The organism is Tenacibaculum sp. AWR4_210, assembly GCF_056160945.1.
Map to the genome: position 1 here is coordinate 28,734 of NZ_JBSWYF010000007.1, position 20,791 is coordinate 49,524.

Annotated in this window: 25 protein-coding genes and 1 tRNA gene; 24 read left to right on the forward strand and 2 right to left on the reverse strand. The window is 32.5% G+C overall.

The window, feature by feature from the left end; translation table 11 throughout:
- The first annotated feature begins 128 nt into the window (after positions 1 to 128).
- From ACXAG7_RS13570 to ACXAG7_RS13675, 22 genes are all read left to right on the forward strand, one after another.
- The gene (locus ACXAG7_RS13570) at positions 129 to 494 is read left to right on the forward strand and encodes a hypothetical protein (protein ID WP_476667134.1); all 366 of its coding nucleotides are present in this window, start codon (positions 129 to 131) and stop codon (positions 492 to 494) included.
- Positions 495 to 626: 132 nt separating this feature from the next.
- On the forward strand, positions 627 to 761 hold the full coding sequence (locus ACXAG7_RS13575; protein WP_476667135.1) for a hypothetical protein: 135 nt from the start codon (positions 627 to 629) through the stop codon (positions 759 to 761).
- 699 nt (positions 762 to 1,460) lie between these two features.
- Entirely contained in the window at positions 1,461 to 1,961 is a 501-nt protein-coding gene (locus ACXAG7_RS13580) for a hypothetical protein (RefSeq protein WP_476667136.1), read from the forward strand.
- A 185-nt stretch (positions 1,962 to 2,146) separates the two neighbouring features.
- Complete coding sequence (locus ACXAG7_RS13585) at positions 2,147 to 2,671, forward strand: DUF4262 domain-containing protein (RefSeq protein WP_476667137.1); 525 nt, start codon at positions 2,147 to 2,149, stop codon at positions 2,669 to 2,671.
- 23 nt (positions 2,672 to 2,694) lie between these two features.
- Positions 2,695 to 3,387: a hypothetical protein gene (locus ACXAG7_RS13590; RefSeq protein ID WP_476667138.1), complete on the forward strand. Its 693-nt coding sequence runs from the start codon at positions 2,695 to 2,697 to the stop codon at positions 3,385 to 3,387.
- Positions 3,388 to 3,563: 176 nt separating this feature from the next.
- Entirely contained in the window at positions 3,564 to 4,232 is a 669-nt protein-coding gene (locus ACXAG7_RS13595; protein ID WP_476667139.1) for a hypothetical protein, read from the forward strand.
- Positions 4,233 to 4,305: 73 nt separating this feature from the next.
- Positions 4,306 to 5,133: a hypothetical protein gene (locus tag ACXAG7_RS13600; protein ID WP_476667140.1), complete on the forward strand. Its 828-nt coding sequence runs from the start codon at positions 4,306 to 4,308 to the stop codon at positions 5,131 to 5,133.
- 141 nt (positions 5,134 to 5,274) lie between these two features.
- Positions 5,275 to 5,640, forward strand: a complete 366-nt coding sequence (locus ACXAG7_RS13605; protein ID WP_476667141.1) for a hypothetical protein — start codon at positions 5,275 to 5,277, stop codon at positions 5,638 to 5,640.
- Positions 5,641 to 6,236: 596 nt separating this feature from the next.
- A complete protein-coding gene (locus ACXAG7_RS13610; protein WP_476667142.1) occupies positions 6,237 to 7,058 on the forward strand; it encodes a hypothetical protein in 822 nt (273 codons plus the stop codon).
- Between the two features lie 155 nt (positions 7,059 to 7,213).
- On the forward strand, positions 7,214 to 8,248 hold the full coding sequence (locus ACXAG7_RS13615; RefSeq protein WP_476667143.1) for a hypothetical protein: 1,035 nt from the start codon (positions 7,214 to 7,216) through the stop codon (positions 8,246 to 8,248).
- A 64-nt stretch (positions 8,249 to 8,312) separates the two neighbouring features.
- The gene (locus tag ACXAG7_RS13620) at positions 8,313 to 8,948 is read left to right on the forward strand and encodes a hypothetical protein (protein WP_476667144.1); all 636 of its coding nucleotides are present in this window, start codon (positions 8,313 to 8,315) and stop codon (positions 8,946 to 8,948) included.
- Between the two features lie 146 nt (positions 8,949 to 9,094).
- Positions 9,095 to 9,475, forward strand: coding sequence for a DUF5071 domain-containing protein (locus tag ACXAG7_RS13625; protein WP_476667145.1), 381 nt, complete (start codon positions 9,095 to 9,097; stop codon positions 9,473 to 9,475).
- 2 nt (positions 9,476 to 9,477) lie between these two features.
- Positions 9,478 to 9,918: a hypothetical protein gene (locus ACXAG7_RS13630; RefSeq protein WP_476667146.1), complete on the forward strand. Its 441-nt coding sequence runs from the start codon at positions 9,478 to 9,480 to the stop codon at positions 9,916 to 9,918.
- Positions 9,919 to 10,069: 151 nt separating this feature from the next.
- Positions 10,070 to 10,690, forward strand: coding sequence for a hypothetical protein (locus tag ACXAG7_RS13635; protein WP_476667147.1), 621 nt, complete (start codon positions 10,070 to 10,072; stop codon positions 10,688 to 10,690).
- A 43-nt stretch (positions 10,691 to 10,733) separates the two neighbouring features.
- Positions 10,734 to 11,603 carry a hypothetical protein gene (locus ACXAG7_RS13640; protein WP_476667148.1) on the forward strand — a complete coding sequence of 290 codons (870 nt, stop codon included), beginning with the start codon at positions 10,734 to 10,736 and terminating at the stop codon, positions 11,601 to 11,603.
- Between the two features lie 170 nt (positions 11,604 to 11,773).
- Positions 11,774 to 12,394, forward strand: a complete 621-nt coding sequence (locus ACXAG7_RS13645; RefSeq protein WP_408042536.1) for a hypothetical protein — start codon at positions 11,774 to 11,776, stop codon at positions 12,392 to 12,394.
- A 169-nt stretch (positions 12,395 to 12,563) separates the two neighbouring features.
- A complete protein-coding gene (locus ACXAG7_RS13650; protein ID WP_476667149.1) occupies positions 12,564 to 13,016 on the forward strand; it encodes a hypothetical protein in 453 nt (150 codons plus the stop codon).
- 187 nt (positions 13,017 to 13,203) lie between these two features.
- The gene (locus ACXAG7_RS13655; protein WP_476667150.1) at positions 13,204 to 13,752 is read left to right on the forward strand and encodes a hypothetical protein; all 549 of its coding nucleotides are present in this window, start codon (positions 13,204 to 13,206) and stop codon (positions 13,750 to 13,752) included.
- A 158-nt stretch (positions 13,753 to 13,910) separates the two neighbouring features.
- Entirely contained in the window at positions 13,911 to 15,785 is a 1,875-nt protein-coding gene (locus tag ACXAG7_RS13660; protein WP_476667151.1) for a WG repeat-containing protein, read from the forward strand.
- A 171-nt stretch (positions 15,786 to 15,956) separates the two neighbouring features.
- Complete coding sequence (locus tag ACXAG7_RS13665; protein WP_476667152.1) at positions 15,957 to 16,460, forward strand: hypothetical protein; 504 nt, start codon at positions 15,957 to 15,959, stop codon at positions 16,458 to 16,460.
- Positions 16,461 to 16,582: 122 nt separating this feature from the next.
- Positions 16,583 to 16,966: a hypothetical protein gene (locus ACXAG7_RS13670; RefSeq protein WP_476667153.1), complete on the forward strand. Its 384-nt coding sequence runs from the start codon at positions 16,583 to 16,585 to the stop codon at positions 16,964 to 16,966.
- Positions 16,967 to 16,970: 4 nt separating this feature from the next.
- Positions 16,971 to 17,318 carry a hypothetical protein gene (locus tag ACXAG7_RS13675; RefSeq protein ID WP_408042531.1) on the forward strand — a complete coding sequence of 116 codons (348 nt, stop codon included), beginning with the start codon at positions 16,971 to 16,973 and terminating at the stop codon, positions 17,316 to 17,318.
- Positions 17,319 to 17,558: 240 nt separating this feature from the next.
- Here the strand turns inward: ACXAG7_RS13675 and ACXAG7_RS13680 are convergent.
- A tRNA-Met gene (locus ACXAG7_RS13680) sits at positions 17,559 to 17,631 on the reverse strand.
- 220 nt (positions 17,632 to 17,851) lie between these two features.
- Between ACXAG7_RS13680 and msrA the strand changes: the two genes are divergently transcribed.
- Together msrA and ACXAG7_RS13690 are read left to right on the forward strand one after the other, a co-directional pair.
- Entirely contained in the window at positions 17,852 to 18,340 is a 489-nt protein-coding gene (msrA, locus tag ACXAG7_RS13685) for a peptide-methionine (S)-S-oxide reductase MsrA (RefSeq protein WP_408042530.1), read from the forward strand.
- A 64-nt stretch (positions 18,341 to 18,404) separates the two neighbouring features.
- A complete protein-coding gene (locus ACXAG7_RS13690; RefSeq protein WP_476667154.1) occupies positions 18,405 to 19,721 on the forward strand; it encodes a DUF2268 domain-containing putative Zn-dependent protease in 1,317 nt (438 codons plus the stop codon).
- A gap of 76 nt (positions 19,722 to 19,797) precedes the next feature.
- Here the strand turns inward: ACXAG7_RS13690 and ACXAG7_RS13695 are convergent, their stop codons facing one another.
- Complete coding sequence (locus tag ACXAG7_RS13695) at positions 19,798 to 20,790, reverse strand: quinone oxidoreductase family protein (RefSeq protein ID WP_476667155.1); 993 nt, start codon at positions 20,788 to 20,790, stop codon at positions 19,798 to 19,800.
- Between the last annotated feature and the right edge of the window lies 1 nt (position 20,791).

Sequence of the window (20,791 nt, forward strand, 5' to 3'; positions counted from 1 at the left end):
CAATTAGGAAGTATTCCACTAGGTCCGAATCCACCCGGAATTACTAACGCTAATGATCCAAAGAAAAAAACCACTAATTTAACACGCAACTGACGGTTATACGAGACCGTTACCTACAAAACAAGAAAATGAAAAACATATTAAAATTACTAACCCTACTATTGTTAATTTCATGTAATAAAATTGAATTGGATGAGAATAGAATCCTAGAGATTGGAAAAAAACTTACTCAAACCGATTTTTCTCAATTTAACTCTGATTTCCCTGATGTCGTGATACTTGGTTATGGATTAAAAGCCAAAATGATTGAATTGCAAAAAAACGCTTCAGAGTTTAATTTTGGGGTTAAAACTTCTTATTTCAACATCCCCTCAGACAACACTGAAAATTGTGTTCTAACGGTAATGACTGATTATAAAAATATAGAAATCAAATTGAGATATGATAATAAGATTGACAAATTTCATATAATCGGTTATAGGACACTACAATAAAGTAAAGTAGCCGACATTGTGACTAATCAATTTTTGAGAAAAAGCAAAGTAGCATGTAACAGATGAGGTTCCATCGGAGACACAAATTGACCCTAGCAAGTCTTTAAAACGAATGTTCAGGAATTAAATAAAATGATGTGGTCAAATGAGCCTACAACGAGATTTGTTTATGAACAATTTAAGATTAAAGGAACAACTTGGGAAGACAAAGCTTCTAAGCATATCGATTTCACCGTAAAAGATGGAAGTGAGATTTTAGAGAATTGAAGGACTGGTCACAATCCTACAATCAATTTCAAAATTGGACGATTTTGAATGGATTGATGGCGGTAACTTCAACTTTTGATACTTATATAACTTCTGTGCTCTCAATAGCTTTAGAATCTGAACCCTGTTTAATCTATAAGTCTTTCAAGTCTGTTGATGAAATAGTTCTGATAAAAAGTGAAGCGCATAAATTTCCTTTTGAAAAGGAAATCACAATTACAGTAACCAAAGGAAATTGGAATTCATGAATTGGTGCTTGGAATGAATATTTACGTTGTTCAAAGTTCAATATCATCCAATATCGGAAGATTCGAGAAAATTTGAACTCTGAGAAACAAAGTGAAACAGGCTTTCGGTAGAGATCTTAAAAATTCTCGAATAACGAGGTGAAAGAGACTTTAGCCAAAGAGAAACTAACAACATCGAAATTTATCAAAATCAGAAAACCGATATAGCTATTTTTCAATGAATTAGACAGATATTTATTGGACAACCACATTGGCTAAGTTCAAATCATAAAATATTTTTATTCGATTGAACCTGAATTACGGGGAACTCAAGACAATAAAGCTATGATATTTAAAAAAAAATCGAGAAATTTGGAGATATATCTGAAAAAAAATATTGCAGGGGATTAGTTAATTAGTACTATTCCTCATACAGAAAAACAGTGTACAACATTTAACTCACCATCGAAAATTGAAGTCAGGAAAAGAAAAATATGAATATGTCTATGTTGAAAACGACGGAACTGTACGTGAATTAGATAATGATGAAATAGCCTATTTAGAAATGGAATTTGAGCCAAGTAATGGAGCAAGACCATACATTAAGAGTAATTACGACCAGCTAACACCAGACAAAAAAATTGTAGGTTTTCTTCATCGAAGTAAAGTCCCAAAAGACATAGAAATTATAAATACGGATTTGAGATATACAGAAATGAGATTTCCAATCGGAATCTACGATACAAATATAGCAATTGAATTACCAGTCGGAATTTATAGTATTAAAGTTCTTGGCGGTTGGAGTGTTTCTGTTGGAAATTTTTCAATTGAATTAAAAAACAGAGAAAATGGAAAAGTAATTACGTCAAAAGTTACAAATCGCAGAATTCAATCCTACGAATTTGGAGAAAGAGCGAAAAAAAGTCATGAATTTACATATCCCAAAACGTGGAACTTATTTAATCGAATTTAAAAATCAAAAGGATTTAAAAGTAAGACGTTCGAATTTGTTTTTTACTCGATTATTTGAAAAGGAATTCCCTAATGAAAAGTTAGTAATATGGATTGGATAAAAAATAAAATATGTTGATTACTTTACTTAATTGGTAGTATATCGACGTATTTTATTCGTTTATAAACACGTTAGCTGCAAGCAAAATGACGACAGAACAAGAACATAAAAAACACGACAAACTAGCCGAAAAGAGAATAACCGAAGATGTTGAAAAATTCGGTTGGCATGTTGGATTGTTTGAGCCAACTGAAAACGAGCCTTCATTTGCTTACACAATCGGACTTTGGAAAACATACGGACATCCAGAAATAATTTCATTCGGACTGACCACTAAAACGCTTCATGAAATTCTCAATAACGTAGGAGAAATAGTAAAAGAAGGAAATATCTTGACGACCGAACTAGACAACTTCGACATTTTCGAGACCGTTCCAGCTCAATTCATAACCGTTGATAAAAACCGAATTTCTGATTATTTCGGCTACTGCATGTGGTTTAATGATTACAAAGATTTTCCCGCTCTTCAATTGGTATGGACTGACAGACAAGGAAAATTTCCATGGCAACCAGAATTTGAAAGAGAATTTGACGACAGGCAAATAATTCTAAACTCAGGATACGAAGAAGAAATTAAAAAAAACCAGCTACTCATAGCCAGAACGTTGTAGCTAATTAAAATCAGAACTTGAAAATGAAAAGCAGTAAACTGAAAAAAGCATTGATTTATATAGTTATTCTTATTTCTGTATTTATACTTTTTGACTTATACATTTTGAGAGGTTTAAACTCTTCTCATTTCATATTTGCTAAAGATATTAACTCTAAAAAAACTGAATTTAGAATTACAAAAAAAGAGAATGGAATTTTCAATTTCAGCATTAAAAATAAATCTATAATACCTGACTATTTTTTGTTTTATAGAGAAGGAAAAATATTTTTAGATAATGTTGAAGATATAGTCTTTATGGGATATGGATCACGAGTTTTAAATCCAAAAAATAGTGTTAGAAAAATAAGTTTATCATTTTTTTGTGATAATGGTTTAGGATTATGTTCGATTAATCCTTACGAAAAATTTGAAAAAGATTATAACTACAAAGAAGTTCTGAATGAAATAAATTACCCGGATAACATAATTGACAGTGATGGTAATGACTTACTGTACGGAGAAAAATTATTTATAGACAAGGATAATTTAATTTTAAATAAAGAAAGTAAAATAACGAAAAACGATTCGCTGGAAGTTGAGTTTTATTTTGGATTATATTCTATGGAACTAAAAGAAAAATACCCAATTAAATCGAATTCTGTGAAAATTGGATATTTAGATTTAATTGAAAGTTATATTGAAAAAGAATTAAAATGGAAAAAAGAAAATAACTAGCTACAACAACGTGTATAGCTCATTGCGGCTGAATTCGACTACGTCCGAATCCACTCGGAATTGCGAACGTCGGTACTTAACCGAAAAACAGTAACTTTAAACCCGTAACTGACGGTTATACGAGACCGTTACCTGCAAACTGAAAAATGAGAACCCAAAACTACATACTGTTAATAATGATATTGTTTTTTTGCTCTTGCAAGGAAAAATCGGAAAATCAAAAAACGGAACAAAAGTCTGAATCTAGTACCGAATCCAAAACTGAAATAAAAACGGAATCGGAATTAGATACTGATTATTCAATATCCGCTGAACTTTTTGCAAAAGACGTTTTAAAAGAGAAATTGAGAAAACATACTTTTAACGCCACAGATTTGAATAAACCAAAACACATAGAAATTTTTGATAACATTGGACTTAAAAATATAATAGCATATTCTAACAAAAATTACCCGAAAAATAGTGAGCCTAATTATTACGAGCATTTTACTCTTTTTGTTGCTAACTATTATAGTGAATTGCATGCACTTAAAACGTTTGCTCTAATAGTAATGACCTCTAAAGAAAATCCTGCTGAATATCTATTAGATCAGAAGAAATTTTCTGAACGCATTAAAGCACGCAATATTGGAACAAAACCTGGTGGAATGATTGTTCAATCTGGAAAACAAATTTTTAGTTTGGTCAAAACTTGTAGAGAAACACCAATTGGTGGAACTTGGAATGATTATGAAAAGAAGTTCATTAAATATTTGACAAAACGTGTCGATGAAGAATTTAAGGTTTTGAATTCTAATTGCGGAATGAATAAATTTGAATTAAAAACAATAAAAGTCAGCAGGTAACAATACCTATACGTAATACCCTTCGGGATACTGCGCATAGCCAAACCGTTAGCGGTAATTTGAACCAAAATTAATGAGAAAACAAATAACAGTTGATAAAGCTATAAAAAGAGGACATTTAGTGATTAATGTTCCAGTGTTCTTTTTAATGATGGGAACACCTTGTCTCGCAATGTATCTTTTTAGTGAAAAATTAATTCCCGACTGGGGAATAGCTATTAGTTTTCTAATTGGATTTTTATTTACTTGGTTATACTGGAGTTATGGAATTACTAAATGGCGGATTTGGGCGTTTGAAAATGTTAGAAATGTCCACGAATTGAAAAAGAAAGCAATTCAGCAAGGCCTAATTTGGAAAGATAAAAGTTGGTTTAATAAAACAGAAATAAAAACAAATTCTGACAAACAAAAATGGGCTGAATTGGAGAAAAAATTTGATAAAAAAGACATTTTCAAAGAAGACCGTTCTGTTTCAAGTCAATCTGTGATTTACTATTCAAAAATAAAAAACACGTATGAGTTTATTATTATGCTTTTATGTTTAGTAGGTGGAATTTATTTATTAATGAACTCTGACAGCTATATTATGGGAACATTACTAGCTTTAATTGGAGGTTATTTCGGATTTAAAGAATTAAAACAAGTTTTAGACACAAATCCACAAATAACCTTAGATAGTAATGGAATTAAAACCATTAATACTGAATTCAAAAGTTGGAATGAAATAAAGAATGAAGAAGTTGTAATGGAGGGTTCTGGAAAAAACAAAGAATTTTATCTTATCTATGACTATAAAAACGGATTTGAAAAATTGAAAATTGACGACTATAATATAAGCCCTAAAAAACTAGAAAATTTGCTCAGGACATACAGAATTAGAAATAATAAAAACTACCGCTAACAATGTATAAACGCAATTACAACGGATTCGACTACGTTCGAATCCACTCGGAATTGCTAACACTAGTGATCAAAAGAAAGAAACAACTAATTTAACCCGCAACTGACGGTTATACGAGACCGTTACCTACAAAACAAGAAAATGAAAAACATATTAAAATTACTAACCCTACTATTATTAATTTCATGTAATAAAATTGAATTGGATGAGAATAGAATCCTAGAGATTGGAAAAAAACTTACTCAAACCGATTTTTCTCAATTTAACTCTGATTTCCCTGATGTCGTGATACTTGGTTATGGATTAAAAGCCAAAATGATTGAATTGCAAAAAAACGCTTCAGAGTTTAATTTTGGGGTTAAAACTTCTTATTTCAACATCCCCTTAGACAACACTGAAAATTGTGTTCTAACGGTAATGACTGATTATAAAAATATAGAAATCAAATTGAGATATGATAATAAGATTGACAAATTTCATATAATCGGTTATAGGACACTACAATAAAGTAAAGTAGCCGACATTGTGACTAATTAATTTTTGAGAAAAAGCAAAGTAGCATGTAACACGACCAGCTAACACCAGACAAAAAAATTGTAGGTTTTCTATTCCTTGGTATAGGAATCCACTATTTCGTAAATTTTTATGATTACTGGTCATATTACTCAAAGAGCAAAAAAAGATATTTCGGACAAATTAGTGCTGAAATTGACGGATATGTAAATAGCGGACGGAATTGTATTTGGGAATTTAAAGATGACCATTTTGGATATACTGACCATAGATTTGAAACGAAAATAAAATGGCCAACTTTCAAAAGTTTTAGAATAATAGAAGATACATTATTTCTTGATTTTGATTCCAAAAGTGGACTTTCATATATACTGGAAAAATCTGAGGTAAAAGAATCTGAATGGAATCAAATTATTCAAATTGTAAATGAAAAAATAAAACCTGTACACAACAATGTATAAACGCAATTACAACGGATTAAACTAGGTTCGAATCCACTCGGAATTGCTGACCTCTATGCTAAAACGAAAAACAAAAACTTTAAACCCGTAACTGACGGTTATACGAGACCGTTAGGGCACATTTGAATTATGAAAAAGCTAATTACATTTCTTTTATTAATTTCTATTTCTAAAATTTACTCTCAATCAATTGGAAGTTATTTGTCAAACTTTTACAAATATGACAAGAACTCTAATTTTATCGAAATAAAAGAGGAAACTAAATTTTATAATAAAAATGGTGTAAAAAGAGAAATTGAATATAAAACATTCAATAAATATATGGATCTCATTAGTTTAAAAAGGTTTAATAGTGAGAACAAACTGATCTGGCTGAATATCTATAAATATGATAGTTTACGAAGAAGAATCAGATTAGACAATAAACATTGGATTAATGTAATTGGCTATCAAAAAAAACATACAACATATGAATATGATTCCATTGGAAATTGTCTAGAAATTCAATTTAACTCAAATAATAAAATATTGAACATTACAAAATATGAGTTTGACACCAATCGTAATTTAGTACAATTAGCAAACTATAATGGAAGTGGGAATTTAATTGGTTACGAAAAAGCAAAGTATTATGTAGATGAAAATACAGTAGAAATATCGCAATTCAATAACAAAGGAAAATTAATAGTAACACAATCTCACTCTATTGATTATTCAAAAGATTTTAAACATAAGACTCAATATGAATACAATGAATATGGAGATTTAATCTTTTGGGAGAGAAGGCTGAATGAAAACGATAATGTTTGTTATACAATTGAATATAAGTATGACAAAAGAAAAAATTGGATTTCAAAAAAAAGATTTAGTCAAATTAAAACCAAGAATGGAAAATTAAAAAAGAAAAAGATAAAAATGATTAAAACAAGAGAAATAAAATATGGAATATAAACGTATCCTAACACCGTATATAATTAATTGCGGCTGAATTTCCTCATCGGAAATTCAATCTTATTAATTATCTTTCCGCAACATCGGAAAATTACTCACGTCCTTTTCACGCAAAAAATCATACACAAAACCGTTGTAACACATTAGACGAAACATTGTTTAAAGAAGAGAAAATAGCAAAAACACTTCTGGGAGAGGTTAAGCAATATTTTGGTGATTCCGAGATTAAGCCAGTGATAGATCTGGAAGGAGCTGGTGTCCATTGGTATTGCAATTTAAAACTGGAAAACCACAAGGTTTCAATTTATAGTTGTGACATCTCATATCATCCGGATGAGAAAGGAAGAACTGAAGAATTTATAGTTACCTATTTTGCTAATGACCAAGAAATTTCCTGCGGCAGAACCAGCAATAGAAAAGAATTAATTGAGTCGACAAAAGAATGGCTAGGCAATAAATCCAAGGAACATTTATATAAGTTTGATTTTGTTGATCTTAATCTTAGAAAATTTCAAAAATTAGAGAGAGAATGGATAAATGAGTTTCCAGATTTAGCTAATACTAGCAAAGTCTTGGAAAACCAGGGAAGTGGGATAGTCAGATACGAAATATCAACCGATAGTAGATCCTGTTGGTCTACTGGTGTTGGCAACCATGGTGAAGTATATTTTGGATTCACTTGGGATGGGTGTACCTTGTTTGAAACAGAAACCAAAAGAAACGAGACAGCGGAAGTTCTTAAGAGATATTTAATTGACCAAGAGGCTCCATCCTCTTTAAACAAAGAGTTTTCATGGGTTCCGGTAAATGATTTAACTAAAAGCTACGAGAAAGGAGAAAGTATAAAAGGAGAGTTTATAGAGAGTTGGAAATCTATCAAACGATTCTATTCTGGCTTTCCAGAGCATAGTCTTCCTAACAAGAATAAAATAATTGAGCTGATTAATGCTCTAGTAAATCAAGGATTTGACAAAACTATTCGTGCCGGTCAATCTTTAACCACATTAATGCTTTCGAAATCAAGAAGACATGGATTATCTGAGCATCAGCCATTTTTAGCTTTTGAGTTCAGAAGAGAGAGAGTCCATATACATACTGAAAAAGGAGAAATAGACCAGTTAGACAATATTAAAATCAACGAAAAGATATTGAACCTGATAAAAGAACTGGAAAAAAAACCTATAAATTAAAACGTGTTACAACAACACCTAAACTGCATTAAAACGCAGCTTAGCCAAAACGTTGCCATTAATTATGAAAAACAAACTTCTGATAATACTATTTGGACTTTTATTCTGTATTCCAAATCTCAATGCTCAAAATGACAATCTAGAACCAGTTGAAAGTATATTTGATAATTATGATTTTCAATTTGAATACTATTCTCTCGTGAGAAAAGTGTTAATGAATGGAATGTCTGATTATCCTGAAGTTCGATTTTTGATAATCCCTTCCTTTTCTGTAGAAGAAGTCGTAGCAATAGAAAAGGAAAAACAAAAGTATTTTATAGTGCATCATAAAATGACAAAAAGTATATGGTACACAGAAAAAAATAAGGAAAATATAAAAGTTAATAAGAAGAAAGTTGAAATATCAGAATCTGATATGAAACTATATAAGGAGCTTTTTAAAAAAGCAATAGCTCATCGAAAGTATCCAGACAAAGAATTAATGGGATCTGACGGAGTTAATTACTATTTTTCAGTAGCGGATAGACCATTAAAAACAGGAACGGTATGGTCACCAAAATCTGGAAGCAAAATGGACAGACTTAAAAAATTTGGATATTCACTTATTAGTTTAGCAAATGATACTAACGAAGGAGAAACAGTAGAATTAAAAACTGAATTAATTGAACGAATTAAAAAGCTAACAACAGATATAAAATAACTAATGGCAACAAAGTGTATAATTAATTGCGGCGGAATTTCCTCAACGGAAATTCACTCGAATTAATTACTTTAGTGCTACGGCGGAAAAATCTTGCTGATTTTCCCGCAACTAATCATACACAAGAACGTTGTGTGCAATTAAAAATGAACGTTAAAGACTTAATTCCGAAAGATAAGCTTGATATTAAAACAGCAGAAAGGCTGAAACAATATTCGTACGAAGAAATAAAGTCAATAATTCCAGACTTATTAGAATGGATTCAGGATATGAATTGGCCTGTAGCAAGAACAGTTGCAGAATATTTGACTTCTATTTCTGAAAATCTAACCACTGAAATTCTCGAAATCCTAGATAGAAAAGATGAAATGTGGAAATACTGGACTATCGGAGTATTTGGAATTCATTCTGAAAAGCCAATGCATCCAAAAGTTTTGGAAATTGTAAATAGAATTACACACTATCCAAATCCTGCGGAAAAAGAATGTGAGGTTGATAAACAAGCAATTAGAGCATTAGGAATTTAAAGATGGAAAATTATAAACCAGAAATATTATTAAAACTGTTGTGGATAGGATTAACTCTATTAACAATCTATTTTTTTGGTTGGCTGACTTTCATGTTTCTGACTTTCGGGAATATTGGAAATGCCAAATACAACACTTGGAACTTACTTATTCCAAATATCCTGGCAATAGGACTGCTCTTAATCTATACAAAAGAGATTCTTGTAGGCTACAAACCAAAATCAAAAGGTAGCAACTGGAAATCTTTACTGATATTTTCAGTCGTAATAGTTGTTTTGACATTACTTCAAATCCCACAATTTGAATTATTATTTGATGACCCTAAATCAGGACCTTGGCAAATAGTTTTACCTCTTGTTATGATTTTGACCGCATACATTGGAATTATGACTAATAGAATATTGAGAATTAAAGAATTGAAAAACAATAGAGAGAAAAAATAACTGCACACAACAATGTATAACCGCAATTACGGCGGATTCGACTACGTCCGAATCCAATCGGAATTGCGAGCGTCAGTGCTTAATCGAAAAACAGTAATTTAAACCCGTAACTGACGGTTATACGAGACCGTTACAAAACAGTTGAAAACCGATGAAACAAATTTTGATTTTAATATTAACCATTTCAATTCTATCAAGTTGCGACCGAAAAAAGTCGGACAAAACCCAACCAGAATTTATGCCCAAAACGGAATTAAAAGCAGAAACAAAATCTGAACCAATAAAAGAAGCAGAAAATATCTGGTCAAAAAAGAAAAAGGATACAATTAATAATTATTGGGCTTTAATTCTTGACACTATTTCTAGTAAAAAAGAATTTAAAATATCTGACTTAAAACACACTCTTGAATTAAAAACTTATAGTTTAAACGATAGTTCTATTGTTAGAAATTTATCTCAAAACGGAGAAAAACTCTATTTAGACCATTCTCACAAAATGGTAACTGATTTTAAACTTTTGACCGACTCAATTGTGGATAAAAAACAAATCGACAGAACTGACTTTGAAAAATCACTGATTCCTGAATTTTATACAGAATGCAATCTTTTCTCAACCGAAATTGACAGCATTATAGGAAATAATATTTATCTGACTTCCGACTTGGCTGTTCCTGATACGGACAATCAATGGAGAGTTTGGTATTTGATTAAAATAAATAATAACCGACTTGGAAAATTGAAAATAAAAGAAACTGATTATGTCGGATTATAAAAACCGTAACTGACGGTCATACGAGACCGTTAGCAAACATTAGATGAAAATCGTACTAAAAACATTAATCCTTCTTTTAATTTTGAGTTGTTCTAATAAACAATCATCGAAAAAAAAGGAAAGTGCGATAAAAATTGATACTATTTCTTACTTATATCACGGATTTAATCATCATCGGAAATTAGATTTATTAAGCAATAATGAGTTTGTCAGATTTGAAATTGTAGCAAGTTGTTTTGGCGATGCAAGAATTGAAAAACATTTCGGAAAATACGCAATGACCGATTCTACTCTTCAACTAAATCCTAATAAGGTTGAGCTAATTGTTTATTCAAGTTTCCCAGAAGAAATAGACAGAAAGGAAATATTAGAATATGGAGCTGATTCTTTAAAAATAAAAACTGATTATCAAATATTTGAGTGGAAAAACAAAGAATACTTATTGTCGAAAGAGTATGATTCATTAAGAACTTTTGACTTCAGAAACGACTACCAACAATTCGCATATTATTATAATATCGGAGAAGAGCCAAATAATAGCGGAAATTATCTCACGAGAACAAAAAATGATACCACAATTAATATCATTTGGAACATTAACAAAATTCCAGAAGAATATCGAAATGACTTTTTAAAAAAACCGATTTCAGTTAAAATAGTTGACAGAAAGAAAATAGTTGAGAAAGATGATTATGACCCAGAAAGTGAACTTGTAAGTTGGTATATAAAAATTGATAAAGGAGAAGAAAATGGAATTAAAAAAGGATTTCATTTTACAACAGAGGATGACGAATATTTTATTGACATAGATTCCGTTCAAGGCAAAGTGAGTTTCGGAAAATGTTACATCTATAATATGGACGAACAATATTTCCGAATAGGAACGGAAATGAGAACTAAATGGAAACAATAACGTTTGCTAACAATGTATAACCGCAATTACGGCGGATTCGACGACGTCCGAATCCACTCGGAATTGCGAGCGTCAGTTATTAATCGAAAAATAGTAATTTAAAACCCGTAACTGACGGTTATACGAGACCGTAAGCAATTTGATCCAACAAAATCGAACCAAATCAAATAATGAGCGAAAATAGATTTATTGAAAAGTTCCAACATAAAACTGACTCGGAATTAGAATATATTTTAGAGAACAAAAAAAGTTACAATGAACAAGCTGTCGCAGCTTCTATTCATATTCTGAAAGAAAGAAACGGAAATACACCTGAATTGGAATCTGTTGAAAGCGAAATCAAAATAGAAAAAGAGAAAAAAGAAATTACTCGTGAAAAAACTATCGAGGAACACAAAAAGAAAAACAATATAACTGACGTCCCAAATGCACCTGAACTTCATTCAAAAAAAGTAATTATGGTGTTTTCTGGGTTATTTTCGACGATTTTCGGAGCTGTATTACTAATGTATAATATGAAGCAAACCGAAAATCAAACTGGAAGAATCCAAGTTTTGATTTTTGGAATTTTATATACGATTATTACCCTTGTCGTTGTGAACTCATTAAAAATTGGAGGCAACATTGCTTTGATTTTTAATATTGCAGGTGGTGGGATTTTGACAGAATATTTCTGGAATAAATTTATCGGAAAAGAACTTCAGCACAGAAAAAGAAGTTGGATAAAACCAGCTATTATTTCCGTTTTAATAACCATTCCTTTGATTTTAGCAGCGATATATGGACAATAAAAAACTGCTTACAACAATGTATAACCACAATTACGGCGGATTCGACTACGTCCGAATCCACTCGGAATTGCTAACGCTAGTGATCAAAAAAAAGAAACAACTAATTTAACCCGTAACTGACGGTTATACGAGACCGTTAGTATTCATAAAAAACCCCATCAAATAATAAATGAATCTAGAGAAAATACTTTTACAAATCGAAAATTTCAAAGTCGATGAGGAAATGGAAGATTATGAAATTAGTGAATTCTTCGATAAAATTAGAGGAAATATATCTGATGTAAGCTCTCTAACTAAAATACAAAAAGAAAAACTAGTAAAGAAACTGTTTGATTTTTTGAAAAATCAAGATTCTGAAATGAATGAGAATTTTTCATTTATACATTTTATTGAAAATATTGACAATCCAGCATACGAAATATACAATTCGGAATTATTGAAATTTAATACTGAAAATGGAACAATAACTTCAATTCTTTTATTAAATAGACATATCAACTCGTTAAAAGGGGATGAATGGAAAGACTCTGTTAAATTAATGAAGTCCATATCCGAAAATGAAAATTACACTGAATATGTAAGAGAATTTGCTTTAAATTTTTATAAACACCAGACTGAATAATAACGAAATGCCAACACCGTGTATAATTAATTTCGTCTGAATTTCATCAACGAAAATCCAATCATATTAATTATCTTTCAGCAATATCAGAAAATGACTCGCGTCCTTTTCCTATAAAAATCATACACAAATACCTTGGCATTCATTTAAGATGACGAACAGAACAACAACCATAAGAGACAATGCATTGAATAAGAAAAAGCTTCATCAGAAAGTAATTGCCAGTTTATGTTCTAAATTGGGAATTCCAGATTTAAGAGCTGGAAATATTACAATCCGAGACGAACGAAATTGCAGAACTAATGAAATGTATATCGATTATAGTTGGTTAGTTAACATCTCCCAGTCGTTTAAAGGATGGTGTTGGTTGTTTTCTATTAAGTTCAAAAAAACTGAATTTAGAGGATCAAAAAATCCCGAAAAATTAATTCAAGGGCTTTTCACAATAGAAAACCAAGGAGAAGTTAATAAATTTCATATGATTAGTAAAACTAACGATTTCGAGGATAAGATCAGAAACTTGACATCTTACGATTTGTTTGATACTAACCTTGGAATGACATTAGATGGAATTGGATATGAATATTTAATATTTTCACCAAAAACTGAAATAAGAATGACTCTGGATAATCCCAATTCGGAAAGTTGGAAAATATGGGAAAATGAAATTTGGACGATTAGCAGGAAATTAGCTCAAGACTCTGGAATTGAAGAATTGAATGAAATATTTGAATAATAAAAACTATTGCCAACAATGGCTATAATAATTGCGTGGTCTCGCCTATTTTGGAAGTTCCTATATTTCCCAACCTGGTTTGTACTTAGATAGTTCGTTCTTATCTAACGTAACAACTCATATCTGAGACCGTTGTGTTCATATCCAAACAAAAAAAAATGAAATTTCTAGAAAAACTTTTTAAAAAGTCTAAAAAAAATGAAGGCATTTCACTCAATGAAAAATTAGAGTTTGACAATTTAATTCTTCCTAATAAATGGCATAAAAAACCATATTTAAGTTTGGAAAACGTATATATAGGAGGTTTAGCAGAAAGTGAACTTTCTCAAATTAGAAAAAATGAAAAATGGGGATTAATCGATTATAATGGTAACTTCAAGATAGAACTCAGTGCTGATAAGCCTATAATTTGGGATAGTTTAATCCCTTTTAAAAATGACAACAATAAAATAGGCTTAAAAAACAAAAAGGGGAATGTTGTAGTCCCTGCAAAAGCAGATGATATTAAATATATCGAACCCAATTTTTTTGCATTAAACATAGATTCTAAAATTATTTTAGTTGATGAGAAAGGACAGATTCTAAAAACACAATATGAAATTAGATCAGTTAATGACCATAAATTTAGTGAAGGTGCTTTGAGTGTTGAAGTTTGGTTGGAAAACAATGAAACAGGTGGAGGTTATATTGATAAACAAGGTAATAGTATTACCGAATTTAAATATAGGTATCCCAGACCATTTTCAAATGGCTTGGCTTTTGTAAATGAAAATGATTATCTAACAAGATATTTTATTGACAAACAAGACAAAATTGTTTACAGATGCCCCGAAAACTGGTTTAGAGTCGGTCCTTTTGACGGTAACGTATCAAGAGTCGACACAACGGATAAAGGATTTGGTTTTATTGATAAGGATTTTAATATAGTTATTGAACCTAAGTTTAGGACTGGTGGTTATAAAAACGGACTTATACATACAAGTAAAAATGGAAAGAATGGAATCTTAAATTTAAAAGAGGAAATTGTTGTCCCTTTCAGGTTTGATGGTTTTATAACACAAATAGATGAACATCTATTTATTGTTCAAAATGAATTTTTTAATAAAAAAAAGTATGATAAATTCTCTTTGTATAACTCAAAAACAAAACAATTAGAACTAGATTTTATTTATGATGATTTAAAAAAAGCTAACAACAATCTTTTAATTGCTAAAAAAAATAATTCATATGGTTTTATAGACTTTTATGGAAACGAAATAACTAAATTCATTTTTCAAAGTATAAATCCCATATACAAGAACATGGCTTGGGTTAAAATCAAAAATAAATGGGGAGTAATTGAAATTAAACAAACTAAGCAAAGAAAAAAAACAGAAAAGGCTAAGGAACTTTTAAGTATTGTTAGTTCTAAATTAGAAGATTACGAAAACTTTTTAAACGAAGGAGCCACTGAAGCACAATTAAAAAAACTAGAAGAGTTTTCAGGTTTCGATATTCCATTAGAGCTAAAAAATCTATTAAGGCATACCAACGGAGAAGGAAAAAATAAATTAGCTATTCTTGGCTTTTTTCTTTCAAGTACTGAAAGAATTATGAACGATATTAACTCATTTAAGGAAAACAGCAGTTGTTATCCTGAAAGCATTTATCAGGATAATATGGTAAAACCCGATTTATATAATCACAAAAGAATTCCTTTTGCAACAGATGAGTCAGGCCAGTATTTATGTATTGATTACGACCCCGATTCAAAAGGTCAATACGGTCAAATAATTTATTTACCGTGTGCTGAACCTGAACCTATATCTGTAATAGCTAGAAACTTTGATGAATATCTAGATTTTACAATTTCTTCTTTAAAGAATAATCAATTAAGTCTGTATGATGAAAGAGACGATTGGGATGAAGATGATTGGGAAGAATGGAGGGTGAATGAAGAATCTGATTTGAGTAAAGTTTATGTATACTTTCAAAAAAAATGGAAAGACGACTGGACTGATGTAGCTGATTTATACAACGAAAAAAGAAAATAATACTACCACCAACAATGGCTATAAGTAATTTCTTGGTCTCGCAGATTTTCTATTCGATTCGTATTTGCTAACTTTAGTGCTTGAACACGTAACGAAGTCATACATAAGACCATTACCATTGTACGCAATTTGAGAAAAGCAATCTACATACTAATCGGACTATTAATTTTCGTGTCTTGTCAAGAAAAATCAAAAGCGGAAAAAGAAAAGCTTTCATCAGAATTTAACTTGATTGCGGATTTGAGCAACTTCCGACAAAAAATGACTGAATTGGACACTTTGACCATTTTGTTTAACCATTCTGTTTGTACTTATAGAGGATATGAACGAATTGAAATAACAAAACATGCTGACTCAATCAGTATTGTTAGTAATTTTAAAGAACTGACTTTTCACGAAAATCCAAAATGGGAAAGAATTTATACTAAAAAAATATCCGAGAAGGATACAGTTTGGAAATTTGAACAGTTTCTAAAACGAAACGAAAAGAGGAAAAATTCTGACCAAAACAAACGAAGAGTTTTAATGTTAACAGATAGAAAAGACACGATAGGATATTCGACGGATGGACTTGGGGATTTAAATAGATTTCTGGCCGATTATTACGATACAATGAGAAGAATTTATCCAGAAAATAAAAATGGAATTTATGGGGTTGATATTGTGGAGGAATAAAAAACTGCCTACAACAATGTATAACCGCAACCACTAGGTTCGAATCCACTCGGAATTGCTGACCTCTATGCTAAAACGAAAAACAAAAACTTTAAACCCGTAACTGCTGACTTCATAAAAAAATGGAAACTGAACTTTATATAAAATCTGAATTATTCCCTTCATATCCTGGAGAAGAAAATCATATTAATCCTGGTAGATTTGGTAAAAGACTTGCTGAGTTTACGAAAAACACATTATTAGCGAACAAAATTGAAGTGGCTGACCTTTACGCTACCGATTACAGCTATGAACTGAGGTTAGACCAATTTAAATTTAGTGTCTACATCTCGACAGGAAATATTGATGGAGAAAAAAATGAATTTTTAATATCAATAAGTCCCAAGGAAGAATTCAAAAAAAAATTATTCAAAAAAATATCTACAAAAGAAACGGTAAGTAAAATTTACGGTATTATTAAACAAGAACTTTTAGACAACCCCGAAATAGAAATTTTACCGTATTAAAACAATGAAGTTTGATATAGAATACTGGATTGAACAATTAAATGAGAATATTCCTATCAGGTATTTTAAAAGAAATGTTCCCCAATATAGGTTTGTAACCTATATTAATCACTCCATTATACTTTTTAAAGGCAATCATTATGATGCTACTTTTATGTTTATTAAACGGACATATGATTTTCTAGAAGAAAATAAAAAGGAGTCAATAAGTTCTGAATATTTAAAATCCGTACATGGATATTTAAAAGAGCTATATGAGCATCTGACTAAAAATAATTTGATTAAGGAGGAATTGATTTCAAAATACGACGAAAAACTGAAGCTAACAATGGCTATACATAATGGGGGCTAATGGGAAAATCCGCAAGATCATTACAAGCTCCCTCAATCAACTTATTTAATAATAAGCAGAAATTCACCCCCTAAACAAAAGGCTCACTAAGGGTCGTGCGAAGTCCGAGACTTCACTACTTTGAACTTCAGAACTCCGCATAGCCGAAACTCTTGACTGCAACAACTCTGAATATTTTTATGTAGAAAGAAGTTTTTAGGCATAAAAAAAGACACGTTATTTCTAACGTGCCTTGCTCAGTAGCGGGAGCAGGACTCGAACCTGCGACCTTCGGGTTATGAGCCCGACGAGCTGCCTACTGCTCTATCCCGCGATTTGCGATTGCAAATATAAGACTTTTTTTAGGTTATACAAGGGTTTTATTGGATTTTCACACAGAAAAATCATTAAAAAAAACTAACACACTTAGGTTCAAACACATGAATACTATTTTTTTTTACTTTTTTCAAACCTTTTCCCTCCCTAAGCTGCTTTTCCCTTTGTAAGCTGTTTTGTATTTTTACAACAAAGTATATATCTAGCATCAACTACTTATGAATACTATAAAAAAAGCCTATATCGCCGGAGGTTGTTTTTGGGGAATGGAAGACCTCTTTAGAACGAGAAACGGAATCCTAGATACCGAAGTTGGATACCTAGGAGGAGAAAATGAGTTCCCCACCTATCAAAACCACCCAGGGCATGCCGAAGGAATCGAGCTAACCTATGACAGTAGTCTAACGAATTTTGAAGAAATCTTGGACTATTTTTACCGAGTGCACGATCCGACAACTGTTGATCGCCAGGGAAACGATCGCGGTGCTAGCTACCGATCAGCTATCTTTTTTCAGAACGAAGAAGAACGAGCTACCGCCATTGCTTTTATTGAAACAGTAGATGCCTCGGAACGATGGCCATCAAAAGTAGTTACAACCCTGGAGCCCTTTACTAAGTTTTGGCCAGCCGAAGCGTATCATCAAGATTATTTGGTTAAGAACCCCAATGGATATACCTGTCATTTTGAACGTTTTGGTCCTTATTAGACCGCTAAAAAAGCACAGTACCAACTGTGCTTTTCTTATATTAGGGGCAAAAATTAACCGAACCATGAAAAAAATAGTCCTAGGACTCTTGCTCTCTACACTGTGCTTGAGCTGTACTACCACCAAAAAAGAAACCGCTACTACCTCTGCTACCCTTGCTGCCTTTAACACGAATATTCCTCATTTCTGGGCTGCCTATGATGCCATTCAGCAAACCCAAGACAGCCTGCTCCAACGCAAATACCTGGATAGTCTGTTCCTCAAACCATCATCGAATTCTTTACATACCTTAAGAGCGCTGAGAAATTATCAACCCGAAGATTACCTGCATTCCATGACCACCCAAACGGCCTATTGGAACTCGGTAAGAAAAAATACCCTAGCTACCGAAGCGCAGTACGAAACCATTCAAAAAGATATCGCCAAATTAAAATCGCTGTATCCGGCACTGAAACCGTCGAGCATACATTTCGATATCGGACTATTTCGTACCAACGGAACCATCAGAAACGATTCCATTTTTATTGCTGCAAATATGGCCTTAGCAGATAAAACGATCAACGTTAGTGAACTTTCAGAAGCCGATCGCGAATATTTTGAAGAGTATACACCCATCGAAGATTTACCGTTTTTGTGTGTACATGAATACGTGCACACGCAACAGCAAGCACTGGCCAACAGCCTACTCGTATATACCCTCTACGAAGGAATTGCCGAATATGTTAGCTATCTCGCTACAGGTAAGGAACCCTATGTTACATCGTATAAATACGTTAAAGAGCACGGAGATAGCCTAAAAAAAGAGTACCTCAACGATGTCTTTTATCCGAGTAAACGCTTTCATTGGATTTGGAGCGCGCACAAAATTCACGGTCATAAAGACATGGCCTATGCTATCGGATTTTTTATCGCCAAAGCCTATTATGACAAGGCAACTGACAAAGACCGAGCATTAAAAAACCTGATTGAGTTAGATTTTTCAGATACCTCAGCAGTATTTAATTTGGTCGATGCTTCTGGATATTTTGACACGCCCATGGCCACCCTCAAGGAACACTTCGATGCCAAACGCCCCAGCATTGCCCGTATTACCGGAATCACGAATAAAGCTACAGATGTTGCTCCCGGGAGAACCAAAGTAACGCTTCATTTCTCTGAGCCGCTAAACGGACAAACCACTGGAGTGGATTTTGGCCCCCGTGGCCGCTCGGCATTTCCTAAGATGTCGCGTGAACGAACATGGGATGACAAGGGACTAAGTTGGAGCTTTACCCTCGATTTAAAACCTAAAAAGCAGTATCAAATTCTGATCTCTGAAAATTTCAGAACTACTGATGAACGCCCTTTACAACCGCTGCTAATAGAATTTACTACCAAATAAAAACATTGATCATCATAGAAAAGCACCGTAACCTCATCATTACGGTGCTTTTGCGTATCAAGGGGAGAGACATTTCTTAAAAATCGTTGATCAAGATGAGTTTTCCACGAACCTTTCCAGCTTCAAGTTTTTGGTGCGCCTCCTGTGCTTTCGATAACGGCAGTGTTTCGTAGACCGGAGTTATCGCTCCTGATGCTAACCAGAGGTACAATTGCTTTAAAGCTGCTGCTATGAGTTCGTAATCATTAAAATAGGTGGCGTAAATTTCTGAGAAGGAAAGTGTCGGTGCTTTACTAAAATACTGCATTCCCAAGTCCATAATATCTACAGATCCTTTTCCTCCCAAGAAACCAAAGACGACGATATGTCCCAAAGGTGCTAGCAATTGCAAATCCTGTTGTAGACTATCGCCTGCTACTGGGTTAAATACGTAATCTACCGCATTTTCTCCTATCGCGTTCTCCACTTGCGACACCCAATTTTCGTCGGTGGTATTAAAAGCGTAGTCCGCTCCTAAGGCCAAGGCATTCGACACTTTTTCAGCTCTGCGCTCCAATGCTACAATTTTTAACCCGAAGAGCTTTGCTAATTGAATCAAGGCAGTACCAACACCTCCTGAAGCTGCGTATACCAAAGCTGTTTTCCCTTTGGTTACTCCTACTACGTTTTTCATCATGTGATATGCCGTTACGTAGTTTACTGGGATTACGGCTGCAGCGTGTAGATCGACCTTCGAGTCTAACAAAACGACCTTGTCCGCAGGTACCACAGCATACTCCGCATAAACAGCACTTCCTATTACTCCCAAAAAACCTACTTTGTCTCCTTTGTGAAACCCTGCAGCATTGGCAGTTTCAACAACACCCGTCCCCTCAACTCCAGGAATAAAAGGAACTTCAGGCATCATACCAGGGGGCATATCCCCTCTTCTAATAATCGTATCGATGTAATTAACAGGAGCAGCTGCTATTTTTATAAGTAATTCACCCGGCTTGGGTTGCGGAACTGCTACCTCTTGTATTTCCAAAACTGCTACCTCACCAGTAGCATTCATTTGTATTGCTTTCATC